This window comes from Acidovorax sp. FW305-C-20-28 (assembly GCF_058783375.1).
Genome location: NZ_JBYSYM010000022.1, coordinates 1 through 14228, shown reverse-complemented (window position 1 = coordinate 14228; position 14228 = coordinate 1). Strand labels below are relative to the sequence as shown.

The window sequence follows — 14228 nt, the reverse complement described above, 5'->3', positions numbered from 1 at the left end:
CGCGCAGTGCGCTGGCGGTCAAATGGAGGCCGCCGGTGGTGGCGGCAGGGGGTCAAGCCCAGGCGCGCGCCCAGGCGTCGGCCATGGCAGGCGTGTGGTAGCAGGCAGCTGCAAAGCTCTTGGTGCAGACGGCGCGCTCCAGCAGCTGGATGTCGGCCTCGTGCTGGCGCGCCACGTGCACATCTTCGAAGAAGAGCACCTTGTCGCAGCGCTGGTCGAGCACCAGTTCGGCGATCTGCGCATCGCCCCCCAGCGGGCCGCTGCGCAGGGGCTGCACCCACGGCTGGTCGCGCGGCCAGCCGCGCGACCAGGCCATCTCGTTGAGCCGCCCGCCGGTGGTGCCGGTGGCAAAGCGCTCTTTGGTCTGCGAGAGCAGGTCGAAATGGCGGTGCGCGAAGTCCACCATGGCGGACTTCAACGCATCGTGCGCGATGAGGGCGACGGACTGCTTGTCGATCAAAGGCACCATGGCCGGCGGGCGCTGGCGCAGCGAGGTGCCGGCCTGCAGCGCGGCCTCCACCGCGACCCATTCGACGGCCGCGGCCACGGTGAGCAGCAGGGGCTTGCCGTGCGAGATGCACTGGCGCTTGAGGGCCTGGGCCTCGGGGTACAGGGACGAGGGGTCGAGCGGGTCCAGCAGGTAGATGGCGCCGGCCAGTTCCTGCTCGGCATGCACACCGCCCGCGATGCGCGAGACCATGCGCATCACCCCGCCCTCGCGCCCATAGGGCAGGCGCGTGAAGCGCGGGAAGTGGCCGGCCAGGGCATGCTGCTCGATGGCGTCGGCCGAGCCACCGACGGCGGCGATGCCCAGTTGCAGCTCGTGCAGGGCGGCTTGCGATGCAGCGGCCCATTGGGCCAGGCCTCCGTCGGCCTGCAAACGGTGCAGGCGGTGTGCGGCCAGGCCGAAGGTTCTTGGGGGAAGGGTTGCGGTCACCAGCGGGCTCCAATCCAGATGCAGCAGCAGCTTACCAGGGGAGCACTACATGCCCTGGACGTTCGCAGGCCCGCAGGGCCAGTCCCGGCGCAGCAGGTCAGACTCCTGCTGCCTCCAGCGGCCCGTCGGCCACCGCCTTGGCCGACGGCATGCCGTCGATCAGCCAGGACCATTGGTCCCCATCGAACTGCGCTGCCCAGACGCCGCCAGCGATCAGCAGCATGCGGCCATCGGGTGACACGTCCAGCCGCCGCGCGGCCGATGAAAACTCCCATGGCATGGGCTGCTCGCGGGCGTCCTGCGCGAGGACCATACGACGGCCCTGCAGCAAGTACAGGCCGCCCTTGTCCCCTGTACACCAGAGCCTGCCGGCGAACCAGGCGCTGTCCTTGAAACCATAGAGAGACTTCCATACGGGCGTTATACAGCGCCATTCATCGTCCCGGCCTTTCCAGACCCGGCCGTTCTCATCGGTGATGTAGGCCATGCCATTGGGTGCGACGGCGATGGTGCGCAGCGAGAGGTCCGAGGGGAAGAGCAGCTTGCGCCACTGCTCTCCCTGGCGTCGCCATGCGGTGCCTTTCGATCCGACCACATAAAGATCCTGCGCAGAGTGGCCTGCCAGGTAGTGGAAGCTGGATTGGTCCAGGCCCATGGCCTCGTCGAAAATGTCTCTATCCGTGCTGTCCAGGCCCTCGGGCAAAGGGATGTGGGTGTGCTCGCGCCATTGATCAGGCCCGAGGCGCTCGAACACGCGAAATGGCCAGCCCACGGCAAACACGGTGGTGCCGGCGCGCACGGTGCACCGCACGATGCTGTCGTAGCGCGCCTCGGCGCCGGCCGGCACGCGGTGGAAGGGAATGCGCGCTTCCTGGCCCTTGTGGACCTTGGGTTTGTAGCCATAGACCTGCCGGCCGATGCTGACACCGACAAACTCTGCATGGTCCGGCGCCCAGGCGCTGGACAGATCGGACCAGAGGTCCAGTGCGTTGGCGGACAGCCAGAAGAAACGTGTCTCCACCGGGCTCGTGCGTTTTACTGCCAGCACACGCAACTGGTAGGGGTCGTCGTGCGCCCTACCCTCCTTGATCTCGGCGAGCAAAAAGCCCAGCCGGCCGTCTTCGAAGCCAATGGTGCAGTCGATGATGTCGTAGCCGTGGAAGAAGCGCTTGTAGGTTTCGCGGTCGAAGATCATGTAACAGATGGCAAGGAGTCAGCGGCGCCGGCCGGGAGTGGCAACAATAACGGGCCAGCCCGCGCCGCGCGACCAAAGAGGGAGCATGATTTTTGACAAGAAGGTGTGGAAGAAGTACTTCCACGGGTACACGATTTACGACTGTGCCATTTTTCGGGAACAGGGCTACTGCTTTCTGCTGGTGGAAGAGAAGGACGACCGGGACACCTACCCCAAGACCCGCGCCGTCACCATCATCACGGACCGCCCCATCGCGGCCGGGAGCATTCCGTTTGCGCAGACGGAGCGCTTCAGCTTCTCGTCGATTGCCTGCGGCACCGACCCGGCAGAGTATGTCGTCGTGGACAGCGTGAGCAATGTCTACAGCACGAGCGCGAAGTCCAAGCAGTTCGAAGCCGCCATCGAAGACCTGATCAGCCTGAAGACGCCGGTAGGCACCATGGTCACCATCCGCAAGGTGGTGCGGGCTGCCGGCAAGCTCTATGCCGTGGGCAGCAACCGGCGCCTGTACCGGCGCGAAGGCATCGAGCAGTGGGTGGACCTGCATAGCGAAGGCCGCGGTGCGCCCATGCCAACGGACTACACCGAAGCACCGCACGCCGATTTGGGCCGCAGGATTGGCTTCAAGGACCTGAGCGCGTTCAGCGACACCGACTTCTATGCCGCCGGCGGCGGGGGCGACCTGTGGCGCTTTGATGGAACCCACTGGCACCCGTGCCACTTGCCCACCCAGGCGCAACTGGAAACGGTGTGCTGCGCTGGCGATGGCAAGGTCTATGTCAGCGATCTGCATGGCAATGTCTGGGCAGGTCGGGAAGAGCACTGGGAGCAAGTGGCCAGCAGCGAGCTGGCCTGGGGCTCGCAGCCGATGGATGCGCACTGGTTCCAGGGGCGCATGTACTTTGGCGCGCAGGAGGGGGTTTACGTCATCAGCGCCGACAAGGAACTGGTGCCGCTGGGCGAGTTGGACGAGCATGCCCCCAGCTCCATGGTGACCGGCCGCATCGACATCAGCCCCGATGGCAGGCACCTGCTCACCGCCGGGCCCTATGGTGCCTGCCTGTTCGACGGCGAGCAGTGGACGCGTTTGTTCAGTGCGTTCGACTTTCGCTGAACGCCCAATGCGCATGGTGCAGGGATGGAGCACATGAAGATTTTTTCCAAGGCCACGTTCAAATCCCATATCGAGGGCTACACGGTCTACGACTGTGCTTTCAACACCGTCGACCGGTTCTGCTTTCTTCTGGTCGAAGAAAAGGATTCACGCGACATCCTGCCGAGAACCCGGTTTCTGGTGGTGGGGCTGGATGGCCCGACGGCGCCGCGCCTGGGGTACTTCGACACGGGGGACATGCGGTATTCCACGATCGCACGCGGGTATGCCCCCGAAGAGTACGTGGCCGTGGACACGGCCAGCCGGGTGTATTCATCGGACTCCAGGCGGCGCGGGATGGAAGCGTCCATCGAAGACCTCATCAGCCTGAAGACGCCCGCCGACACCATGGTGAACATCCGCCGGGTGGTGCGCGCTGCCGGCAAGCTGTATGCCGTGGGCAGCAACCGGCGCCTGTACCGGCGCGAAGGCATGGACCAATGGGTGGATCTGCACGGCGAGGGCCGCGGCGCTCCCTGGCAGAGCGACGCCCGCAGCCGTGCCATGGGCTTCAATGACCTGAGCGCGTTCAGCGATACCGACTTCTATGCCGCTGGTGGCGAGGGCGACCTGTGGCGCTTTGACGGAACCCACTGGCACCCGTGCCTTTTTCCCACCCAGGCGCAACTGGAAACGGTGTGCTGCGCGGGCGACGGCAAGGTCTATGTGAGCGACCTGCACGGCAATGTCTGGGCAGGACGGGAGGAGCACTGGGAGCAGGTGGCCACAAGCGGGCTGGCCTGGGGCTTCCAGCCAGTGGACGCGCACTGGTTCCAGGGCCGCATGTACTTTGGCGCGCAGGAGGGCGTGTACACCATCAGCGCCGACAAGCAGTTAGTGCCGCTGGTCGAAGTGGACGAGCACGCCCCCAGCTCCATGGTGACCGGCCGCATCGACACCAGCCCCGATGGCAGGCATATGCTCACCGCCGGGCCGTATGGTGCCTGTCTGTACGACGGCGAGCGGTGGACGCGCTTGTTCAGTGCGTTCGACTTTCGCTGAATGCTGCAAGGGGCGGCGGCGTTGGGCCGCCTATTCCCGGAACAGACCCTCGATCACCCCGCGCAGCCAGCGGTTGCCCGGGTCGGCCTCGAAGCGCTTGCTCCAGTGCAGTGACACCGTGAAATCGCGCAACGGCAGCGCGGGCTCGATGAGGGTGTAGCCGCCCTCGGCGGCAAAGCCCTGGGCGATGTTGCGCGGCATGACCACGGCCAGGTCGGTGCCGCGCACGATGGAGGGCAGCACCATGAAGTGCTCGGTGGTCAGGCGCAGGCGGTCTTCGAGCTGCAGCAGCGCCAGGATGCGCAGCGTGTCCGAGTGCGAGCGCACGGCCACGAATTCGAGTTGCTTCAGGTCGTCGAGCAGGGCTGCTCCGCTGCGTTTGCGGCGCGCAAAGGGATGGTCTTCGCGCAGCAGCACGATGTAGCGGTCGCGCAGCAGTTGCACACGCTGCGTGTCGCGCACAGCGGGCAGAAAGCCGAAGGCGAAGTCGATGCGGCCGCTGTCGAGCAGGGGCGCGATCTGGTCCCCGGGCATGGGCTGCGTCTCCAGCCGCACGCCGGGGGCCTGCTGGCGCAGTGCGCGCATCAGCTCGGGCAGAAAGCGGCCCTCGCCGATGTCGCTCATGTGGATGCGGAACACCTTGCGCGACTGCAGCGGGTCGAACAGGGCCGATTCGTTGAGCGCTTCTTCGAGCGTGCCCAGGGCGCTGCGCACGGCGTCGGCCAGGCGGTCGGCCCGGGGCGTGGGCTGCACGCCGCCGCCGGCACGCACGAAAAGCGGGTCCTGGATCAAGAGGCGCAGCCGCGTGAGCGCCTGGCTGGCGGCTGGCTGGGTCAGGTCCATGAGCTCGGCCGCACGGCTCACGCTGCGCGTGCGGTAGACCGCATCGAACAGGCGCAGCAGGTTGAGGTCGATGTCCTTGATATGCATTGAGCTAATACCACTTAGTCAATCCATTGTATTGATGGATATTGCCGCCCCCCCGAAGATCGGTGTTTTCCACCTGCACCGACCTTCCCCATGCTCCAGGCCACCGCGCCCCGCGCCACCGACGCCGCACCTTCTGCCAACGACCTGCGCCCCACCGTGCGCGAGGTCGTGCTCGACCTGCTGCGCGGCTTCGGCATCGACACCATCTTCGGCAACCCGGGCTCGACCGAGCTGCCGCTGTTCCTCGACTTCCCGGCGGACTTCCGCTACATCCTGGGCCTGCAGGAGGCCGTGGTGGTGGGCATGGCCGACGGCTATGCCCAGGCCACGCAGAACGCGGCCTTCGTGAACCTGCATTCGGCGGCCGGCGTGGGCCATGCCATGGGCAATATCTTCACGGCGCACAAGAACCGCACACCCATGGTGATCACGGCAGGGCAGCAGGCACGCTCCATCCTGCCGTTCGACCCTTTTCTGTTCTCGGGCCAGGCCACCGAGCTGCCCAAGCCCTATGTGAAGTGGAGCATCGAACCCGCGCGCGCCGAGGACGTGCCGCTGGCCATTGCCCGTGCCTACTACATCGCCATGCAGCAGCCGCGCGGGCCGGTGCTGGTGTCCATCCCCGCGGACGACTGGAGCAAGCCCTGCGAACCGCTGGCCGCGCGCACGGTGAGCACCGAGAGCCGGCCCGAGCCGCGCGTGCTGGGTGCCATCGGCGACGCGCTCGATGCGGCCGAGCGCCCGGTCTTCGTGGTGGGCGCCGCGGTGGACCGCGATGGCGCCTGGGACGAGGTGGTGGCCCTGGCCGAGCGGCACAACGCGGCTGTGTGGATCGCCCCCATGTCGGGGCGCTGCGGCTTTCCGCAGGACCACCGGCTCTTCATGGGCCTGTTGCCCGCCATGCGCGAGAAGATCGTGGCACTGCTCGGCGGGCACGACCTGGTGTTTGCGCTGGGCGCAGCCGCCTTCACCTACCACGTGGAAGGCCAGGGCCCGCACGTGCCGCCAGGCGCCCAACTGGTGCAGTTGATCGAGGACCCGGGCACGGCGGCGTGGACGCCCGAGGGCACCTCGGCCGTGGGTGGTGTGCGCCTGGGCGTGCAGGACCTGCTGGCCCGCCCCGCGCCGCGCAGGCGCCCTGCCCCACCGCTTCGCGCAGCGCGGCCGCGCGCCGAGCCCTCGGCGCTGATGAGCGTGCCCTATGTGATGCAGACCCTGGCGGAGGTGCGCGACCCCCTCTCCATCGTGGTGGAAGAAGCACCGAGTTCGCGCGCCGCGATGCATGCCTACCTGCCCATCCTGCACAGCGAGACCTTCTACACCATGTGCAGCGGCGGCCTGGGCTATGCCATGCCGGCCGCCGTGGGCGTGGCCCTGGCACGGCCCGAAGGCAAGGTCATCGGCCTCCTGGGCGATGGTTCGGCCATGTACTCCATCCAGGCGCTGTGGAGCGCGGCGCAGCTGCAGTTGCCCATCACCTTCATCATCCTGAAGAACCGGCGCTATGCGGCACTGCAGGAGTTCGCGCCGACCTTCGGCTTCGGGCCCGATGACAAGCTCGAAGGCACGGACCTGCCGGACCTGGACTTCCTGGCGCTGGCGCGCGGCCAGGGCTGCGATGCCGTGCACTTGGCCGATGCCGCGCAACTGCACCAGGTGCTGCGCGATGCGCTGGCGCACCCTCGGCCCATTCTGGTGGAGGTCGACGTGGCCTGACCACCCCGCCCCCCCTCGCCCGCACAGACCCGGACCACCGGGCACCCCGTTTTTTGGAGACATGACCATGAAGAAGACAACGCACCCGACCGCACCCCAGCATTCCTCCCCGCGCCGCCGCCTGGCGGGCGCCCTCGCCCTGGCCGCCCTGGCGGGTACAGCCCTGCTGCCCGTGGGCACCCATGCGGAGACCTATCCGGCCAAGCCCATCAAGGTGGTGGTGAACTTCCCGGCGGGCGGCGCGGCCGACCAGATCGCGCGGGCCGTGACGGTGCCGCTGCAGGCGGCGCTGGGCCAGCCCGTGGTGGTGGAGAACCGCGGGGGCGCGGGCGGCAACATCGGCGGCGAGGCAGTGGCCAAGTCACCGGCCGATGGCTACACCCTGCTCATGAGCTCGGGCGGCATGGTTTCGGTGAACCCGCACATCTACCCCAAGATGCCCTTCGACCCGGTGAAGGACCTCATGCCCGTGGCGGCGGCAGCGCGGGTGCTGGTGTTCCTGGAGGTGCGGCCCACTCTGCCGGTGAACACCATCCAGGAGTTCCTGGCCTACCTCAAGGCCAACCCGGGCAAGGTGAGCTTCGGTACACCGGGCAACGGCAGCTCGCCCCACCTGGCGGCTGAGATGCTCAAGACCCAGGCCAATGTGTTCGCCGTGCACGTGCCCTACCGCGGCGCGGCGCCCGCCATGCAGGACCTGCTGGGCGGGCAGGTGGACTTCATGTTCGACCCCGGCATCGGCCTGCAGCATGTGAAGGCGGGCAAACTGCGCCTGCTGGCCGTGGGCAGCGCCAAGCGCTCGCCGCAGTTCCCCGACGTGCCCACGCTGGACGAGGTGGGCTTGAAGGGCTTCGATGCCGATACGCTGTTCGGCTTCTATGCCCCTGCGGGCACGCCGGCCGAGGTGGTCACGAAACTCAACCGCGAGATCAACAAGATCCTGGCCACGCCTGCCGTGCAGGAGCGCATTGCCGCGCTGGGCGGCGAGCCCGCACCCATGGCGCCCAAGGCCTTCCACGACCGGGCGATGAGCGACAGCAAGCGCTTTGGCGCACTGATCAAGGCCCGCAACATCACAGGCGACTGAGCGCCGGTGAATGCCCGCACGGTGCAGTGCGAGATTGCGGGCAAAGTCCGCCGCCCGGCCTATAGTCCCGCGCTTTGCAACCACCATCACCAAGCGAGGTACCGCCATGGCGCGCAAGCCCCAGATCATCCTGTCGTCCCTGGACGTTGACCGCATCGAGGCCCTGCTGGCCGCCATTCCGGCCAGCGTCTTCCCGGGCAAGGCCGATCTGCAGGCCGAGATCGACCGCGCCGAGGTGGTGGCGCCCGAGGAGATTCCACCGCACGTGGTGACCATGAACTCCACGGTGCAGTTCGCCATCGAGGAGACGGGCAAGGAGTTCTGCCTCACCCTGGTGTACCCGCGCGACATGGACGGCAGCGCCGACCGGCTGTCGATCTTCGCGCCCGTGGGCAGCGCGCTGCTGGGCCTGTCCGTGGGCGACGCGCTGGTCTGGCCCGGCCCGGGCGGCAAGCCCATGACGGTGCGGGTCAAGGCCATCCTGTACCAGCCCGAGGCGGCGGGCGAACTGCACCGCTGAAACAACGCTCCCCCTGAGCCGCTTCGCGTCATCCCCCTGAGGGGGACGCCCCCAGCGCACCCAAGTGAAACGCCGCTTCGCTTGTAAGGTCGGCCCTTGCGCGGGGGCACTGGCCTGGAGCGCGCCAGTTTCGTAGGCCATGGCCGCAAATGCAACAGTGCTTTGCGATCAAAGGGGCGAGCAGCGACAATTGCGGGCCATGACCGCGCCCCAGAATCTACCCGACGAACGCAATGCCACCACCCCGGCAGGCCCAACCGTGCCCGCGTTCGACCCGGATTCGACCACCGCATTCCAGCAGCGGATGGAGCGCGCGCCCGAGTGGTTCTGCTCCTTCCTGGCCGGCAACAGCCGCGAGAAAAGCCGCCTGAAACGCGAGATCGCGACCATGAAGGGATCCGTCGCCTGGCTCATGAAACAGCGCCGCGAGGGCAACTGGACGGCCGAGGAACGTGACCAGCTGCGCGACGTGATGCGCTCGGCCTCGTCGGTCAGCCCCTACCTGTTCATCTGGGTGATCCCCGGCTCGATGCTGCTGCTGCCCTTCATGGCCTGGTTCCTGGACAAGCAGCGCAAGCGGCGCGAGGGCTTGCCCCCGGCTTGATGGCCTTGCCGCAGGGCATGCGCCTGTTCCACTTCAGCGACGACCCGGCCATCGCCCGCTTCGAGCCGCGCCCGGTCCGCACGCCCTCTGCGCGCCGGCCGGGCCAGGCATGGCTCAATGGCCCGCTGGTGTGGGCCATCGACGAAGATCACCAGCGGCTGTACCTGTTTCCGCGGGAATGCCCGCGCATCGTGGTCTGGCCGCGACCGGATTCGACCCAGGCCGACACGGACCGGTGGCTGGGCGGCTTGCAACCCGGCATGCAGGCCATGGCCTTCATCGAAAGTACCTGGGCTGACCAGGTGCACACCGGGCACCTCTACCGCTACGAACTGCCGCCCGGCCCCTTCGAAAGCCTGGAGGATGCCGGCATGTGCGTGAGCCGCCAAGCGGTGGCCCCCGTGGCGCAGGAGCTGCTGGCCGACCTGCCGGCCGCACTGCGCGCCAACCAGACCGAGCTGCGGGTGGTGGATTCGCTGGTGCCCCTGCGCCCCGTCTGGGACAGCACGCTGCACGCCAGCGGCATTCGCCTGCGCAACGCCGCCGACTGGGTCTGACAGCCGACCCTGGAGCAGGCGCCAGGCTACGCCCAGTGGCTGCTGACGGCCACGAGCATGCCGGCCCCCACCAGCCCGGCCTGCCAGCGCAGCGCCATGGACCAGGTGGGCACATGGCGCTCCACGCGCTGGTAGAGCTCGCGCCCCGCCATCAGCGACAGGGTGAACGCCAGGGCCATGCCCAGGGCATTGACCACGGGCGCCTCGGGAAACAGGTGGCCGATGACCGCGTTGACCAGCAGGCACACGGCGAAGTGCACGAGGAAGACCGAGTACGACATCTGCCCCAGGCGAACCAGCGGGGCCGAGCCCTGCCAGCGCAGCAATTGCGGCGAACGCAGGGCCGCGACCAGCAGGACCGCCGCCACCAGGGCCAGCGCGATGCGGCCGCGGAACTCCAGGGCCAGCGCCCCACCGCCCAGCAGCAGCATGAGGGCCAGCCAGCCGGCGGGGCGGGGCGACTTCACGGCCCAGTAAGCCAGCATGCCCAGGCCGTACGCGCCGAAGAAGTACCAGCCCCACATGTCGAGCGCGCTGTCGCGGTTGAACACCCACAGCGAGGCGGCCGTGAGCGCCACCAGCAGGCCCTGGCCGATCACCGGACCATGGCGGCGTGCCCAGTCGCCAGGCAGCGAGCGGACGCCGGCCCAGACCAGCACGCTGAGTGCGAACAGCTGAAAGTCGATGGCCACGTACCAGACGCCGGCCGAGAGGGCATCCTCGCCCACGATGTCCTGCAGCAGCAGCGCATTGGCCAGCAGCTGGGCCAGGGTGGGCTCGTCGGGCACGGAGTGGTGGTCCATCCACGGGCGCACCAGGGCCGCCACCAGCACCGCCAGCAGCAGGGCCACGGCATAGGGCACGACCAGACGCACGAAGCGCCGGGTGATCGCTGCGCCGGCACTGTCGAAGCGCGCCACACCCTGGGGCGCGAGGCTGGCGGCCGCCAGGTAGCCGCCCAGCACCAGGAACACCTGCACGGCCATGCGGCCGTAGTCGTACAGCCAGGCCATCAGCAGCGGCGCCAAGGGCGCTGCGATGTCGGACATGGGGCCATAGAACGCCAGGTGGTGGCAGACGATGGCGGCGCAGGCCAGCCCTTTGACCATGTCGATCAGGGGCATGCGGGAGGTGGCGGAGGACATGGGAGACGGAAGGAGCGAAATGGAATGACCCGCCCGCCGATGCGGGCAAAAACCGCCTATTGTCGCTTGTTACAGAAATTTGCGCTTGGACCCCACTTCACGGGGCATGTGCGGCTACGCGCAAGGCGGACGGGCCCCTGGCAAAGAAAAAGCCCGGGCAAGCCCGGGCGCAAGGGGGAGCAGGGGCAGGGATCAGAGCGCCAAGCGTGCGCGGGCGGCCTGGTATTCGCGGCGCAGGCGCGCCACGAGGTCGGCGGTGCTGGTCACGGCGTCGATGGCGCCGATGCCCTGGCCGCAGCCCCAGATGTCCTTCCAGGCCTTCTTGGCATCGCCGCCGAAGTTCATCTTGCTCGGGTCGGACTCGGGCAGGTTGTCGGGGTCCATGCCGGCGGCGCGGATCGAGGGCGCCAGGTAGTTGCCGTGCACGCCCGTGAACAGGTTGCTGTAGACGATGTCATCGGACGAACCGGCAACGATGGCCTGCTTGTACTCCTCACTCGCGCGCGCCTCGTGCGTGGCGATGAAGGCCGAGCCGATGTAGCCGAAGTCGGCGCCCATGGCCTGCGCGGCCAGCACCGCATCGCCGCTGGCGATGGAGCCGCTGAGCGCGATGGGGCCGTCGAACCACTGGCGGATCTCCTGGATCAGCGCGAACGGGCTTTTCACGCCCGCATGGCCACCGGCACCCGCAGCCACGGCGATCAGGCCGTCGGCGCCCTTCTCGATGGCCTTGTGGGCGAACTTGTTGTTGATGATGTCGTGCAGCACCACGCCGCCCCAGGCGTGCACGGCCTGGTTCACGTCTTCGCGCGCGCCCAGGCTGGTGATGATGATCGGCACCTTGTACTTGGCGCAGACCTGCATGTCGTGCTCCAGGCGGTCATTGCTCTTGTGCACGATCTGGTTGATGGCAAAAGGCGCGGCCGGCCTGTCGGGGTTGGCCTTGTTGTAGGCCGCCAGGGTCTCCGTGATCTCGGCCAGCCATTCGTCGAGCAGTTCGGCCGGGCGTGCGTTGAGCGCGGGCATGGAACCCACCACGCCGGCCTTGCACTGCTCGATCACGAGCTTGGGGTTGCTGATGATGAACAGCGGCGAGCCGATGACGGGCAGCGAGAGGTTCTGCAGGACGGGAGGCAGCTTGGACATGGCAGGTTCGTTCCGATGAAAAGAATGAATGGATGGATGGGCAGCAGATCGGTTGCGGGGCGAAGAACGGCGCCACCGGCGCCGCCCTCCCTTGTCTCCCCCTGCGCAATCAGAAGGCTTCGAGCGCCAGGTCGGTCACGCTCGCGGCGCCCTCGACGATGCTGTCGCGCAGGCCCGGTGCCTTGACCAGGATGTGCTCGGCATAGAACTGCGCCGTGGTGATTTTTGCCTGCATGAAGGCCGCATCCTGTCCCTTGTGCAACAGCTCCTGCGCCACCAGCAGGCTGCGCGCCAGTTGCCAGCCGGCCACGAGATTGCCCGCGAGCATGAGGTAGGGCACGCTGCCCGCGAACACGGCGTTGGGCGAGCTCTTGGTGCCGCCGGCCACGAAGCCCACCACGTCCAGGAAGGCCTGGCGCGCAGCGCCGAGGCGGCGTGCCACGGCCTTGGCGGCGTCGCTGCCGTTGGCCAGCAGTTCGGCCTCGGTCTTCTCGATCTGCGCGGCCAGGGCCTTGGCGGTCTGACCACCATCGCGCGCGGTCTTGCGGCCCACGAGGTCGTTGGCCTGGATGGCGGTGGTGCCCTCGTAGATGGTCAGGATCTTGGCGTCGCGGTAGTACTGGGCGGCGCCGGTTTCCTCGATGAAACCCATGCCGCCATGCACCTGCACCCCGAGGCTGGTGACTTCCAGGCTCATCTCGGTGCTGTAGCCCTTGACCAGGGGCACCATGAATTCGTAGAAGGTCGCGTTCTGCTTGCGCACCTCCGCATCGGGGTGGTGGTGCGCGGCATCGTAGGCCGATGCGGCCACGGTGGCCATGGCGCGGCAACCCTCGGTGTAAGCGCGCATGGTCATGAGCATGCGGCGCACATCGGGGTGGTGGATGATGGGCGCGCTGGCGGCGATGGAGCCGTCCACCGGGCGGCTCTGCACGCGGTCCTTCGCATAGCCCACGGCCTTCTGGTAGGCGCGCTCGGCGATGGCGATGCCCTGCACGCCCACGGCGTAGCGCGCGGCGTTCATCATGATGAACATGTATTCGAGGCCGCGGTTCTCTTCACCCACCAGGTAGCCCACGGCACCGCCATGGTCGCCGAACTGCAGCACGGCCGTGGGGCTGGCCTTGATGCCCAGCTTGTGCTCGATGCTCACGCAGTGGGCGTCATTGCGCGCGCCCAGGCTGCCGTCGGCGTTGACCATGAACTTGGGCACGACGAACAGGCTGATGCCCTTGACGCCTTCGGGCGCGCCCTGCACACGGGCCAGCACCAGGTGCACGATGTTGGCGGCCATGTCGTGCTCGCCGTAGGTGATGAAGATCTTGGTGCCGAAGATCTTGTAGCTGCCATCGGGCTGCGATTCGGCACGCGTGCGCACCAGAGCGAGGTCGGAGCCGGCCTGGGGTTCGGTGAGGTTCATGGTGCCGGTCCACTCGCCGGTCACCAGCTTCTCGAGGTAGGTGGCCTTGAGCGCATCGCTGCCGGCCGTGAGCAGCGCCTCGATGGCGCCGTCGGTCAGCAGCGGGCACAGCGCGAAGCTCATGTTGGCGCTGTTGAGCATTTCACCGCAGGCCGCACCGATGGTCTTGGGCAGGCCCTGGCCGCCGAAGTCGGTGGGGTGCTGCAGGCCCTGCCAGCCGCCTTCGGCGTACTGGCGGAAGGCGTCCTTGAAGCCCGGGGTGGTGGTGACCACGCCATCCTTCCAGCTCGAGGGGTTCTTGTCGCCCTCGAAGTTGAGCGGAGCCAGCACGCCCTCGTTGAACTTGGCGCACTCTTCGAGCACGGCCTGGGCGGTATCGAGGCCCGCGTCTTCGAAGCCGGGAATCTGTGCGATCTGTTCAATGTTGGCCAGGTGCTCGATGTCGAACAGCATGTCCTTGACCGGGGCGGTGTAACTCATGGATGTCTCCGGGATTTCAAAAAAAGACTCAAAAAAAAGGCACCGCAAGCGATGCCCTTCTGTGGCAGTTGGTGCCGTCAGGCCGCCTTACAGCGCCTTGACCAACTCCGGCACGGCCGTGAACAGATCCGCCTCCAGCCCATAGTCGGCCACGCTGAAGATCGGCGCTTCCGCATCCTTGTTGATCGCCACGATCACCTTGGAGTCCTTCATGCCCGCCAAGTGCTGGATGGCCCCCGAGATGCCGGCTGCCACATACAGCTGCGGCGCCACGATCTTGCCCGTCTGGCCCACCTGCAGGTCGTTCGGTGCATAGCCCGCATCGACTGCCGCACG

General features: G+C 67.6%; 14 protein-coding genes. 7 read left to right on the top strand and 7 right to left on the bottom strand.

Translation table 11 applies throughout. The features are described 5' to 3' along the window. Positions 1-52 precede the first annotated feature (52 nt). Positions 53-937 carry a methylglyoxal synthase gene (locus tag AC3WOH_RS22885; RefSeq protein WP_492231621.1) on the bottom strand — a complete coding sequence of 295 codons (885 nt, stop codon included), beginning with the start codon at positions 935-937 and terminating at the stop codon, positions 53-55. A gap of 97 nt (positions 938-1034) precedes the next feature. Further along, positions 1035-2132 carry a hypothetical protein gene (locus tag AC3WOH_RS22880; protein WP_492231620.1) on the bottom strand — a complete coding sequence of 366 codons (1098 nt, stop codon included), beginning with the start codon at positions 2130-2132 and terminating at the stop codon, positions 1035-1037. 85 nt (positions 2133-2217) lie between these two features. On the opposite strand from AC3WOH_RS22880, the gene AC3WOH_RS22875 reads away from it, so the two are divergent. Both AC3WOH_RS22875 and AC3WOH_RS22870 read left to right on the top strand, forming a co-directional pair. After that, a complete protein-coding gene (locus AC3WOH_RS22875) occupies positions 2218-3246 on the top strand; it encodes a hypothetical protein (protein WP_492231619.1) in 1029 nt (342 codons plus the stop codon). A gap of 33 nt (positions 3247-3279) precedes the next feature. Continuing rightward, positions 3280-4287, top strand: a complete 1008-nt coding sequence (locus tag AC3WOH_RS22870) for a hypothetical protein (RefSeq protein WP_492231618.1) — start codon at positions 3280-3282, stop codon at positions 4285-4287. A 30-nt stretch (positions 4288-4317) separates the two neighbouring features. On the opposite strand, the gene AC3WOH_RS22865 is transcribed toward AC3WOH_RS22870, so the two are convergent. After that, on the bottom strand, positions 4318-5217 hold the full coding sequence (locus AC3WOH_RS22865) for a LysR family transcriptional regulator (RefSeq protein ID WP_492231617.1): 900 nt from the start codon (positions 5215-5217) through the stop codon (positions 4318-4320). Between the two features lie 90 nt (positions 5218-5307). Here AC3WOH_RS22865 and mdlC point away from each other — a divergent pair, with 90 nt between their 5' ends. The 5 genes from mdlC (at position 5308) to AC3WOH_RS22840 (ending at position 9701) form a co-directional block, all read left to right on the top strand. Beyond that, positions 5308-6933, top strand: a complete 1626-nt coding sequence (gene mdlC / locus AC3WOH_RS22860) for a benzoylformate decarboxylase (protein WP_492231616.1) — start codon at positions 5308-5310, stop codon at positions 6931-6933. A gap of 67 nt (positions 6934-7000) precedes the next feature. Further along, positions 7001-8020, top strand: coding sequence for a Bug family tripartite tricarboxylate transporter substrate binding protein (locus AC3WOH_RS22855; RefSeq protein ID WP_492231615.1), 1020 nt, complete (start codon positions 7001-7003; stop codon positions 8018-8020). Between the two features lie 106 nt (positions 8021-8126). Next, positions 8127-8540: a nucleoside diphosphate kinase regulator gene (gene rnk / locus AC3WOH_RS22850; protein ID WP_184863310.1), complete on the top strand. Its 414-nt coding sequence runs from the start codon at positions 8127-8129 to the stop codon at positions 8538-8540. Positions 8541-8739: 199 nt separating this feature from the next. After that, on the top strand, positions 8740-9144 hold the full coding sequence (locus AC3WOH_RS22845) for a hypothetical protein (protein ID WP_492231614.1): 405 nt from the start codon (positions 8740-8742) through the stop codon (positions 9142-9144). Next, positions 9144-9701, top strand: a complete 558-nt coding sequence (locus tag AC3WOH_RS22840) for a DUF6886 family protein (RefSeq protein WP_492231613.1) — start codon at positions 9144-9146, stop codon at positions 9699-9701. The genes AC3WOH_RS22845 and AC3WOH_RS22840 overlap by 1 nt, the downstream gene beginning before the upstream one ends. Positions 9702-9727: 26 nt before the next feature. On the opposite strand, the gene AC3WOH_RS22835 is transcribed toward AC3WOH_RS22840, so the two are convergent. From AC3WOH_RS22835 to AC3WOH_RS22820, 4 genes are all read right to left on the bottom strand, one after another. Beyond that, on the bottom strand, positions 9728-10846 hold the full coding sequence (locus tag AC3WOH_RS22835; protein WP_492231612.1) for an acyltransferase family protein: 1119 nt from the start codon (positions 10844-10846) through the stop codon (positions 9728-9730). Positions 10847-11038: 192 nt separating this feature from the next. Next, the gene (locus AC3WOH_RS22830) at positions 11039-11992 is read right to left on the bottom strand and encodes an NAD(P)H-dependent flavin oxidoreductase (protein ID WP_492231611.1); all 954 of its coding nucleotides are present in this window, start codon (positions 11990-11992) and stop codon (positions 11039-11041) included. 109 nt (positions 11993-12101) lie between these two features. Beyond that, positions 12102-13892, bottom strand: a complete 1791-nt coding sequence (locus AC3WOH_RS22825; protein WP_492231610.1) for an acyl-CoA dehydrogenase — start codon at positions 13890-13892, stop codon at positions 12102-12104. An 87-nt stretch (positions 13893-13979) separates the two neighbouring features. Next, positions 13980-14228: FAD-binding protein (locus AC3WOH_RS22820; protein ID WP_492231609.1), on the bottom strand; the 249-nt coding region annotated here is incomplete at its 5' end.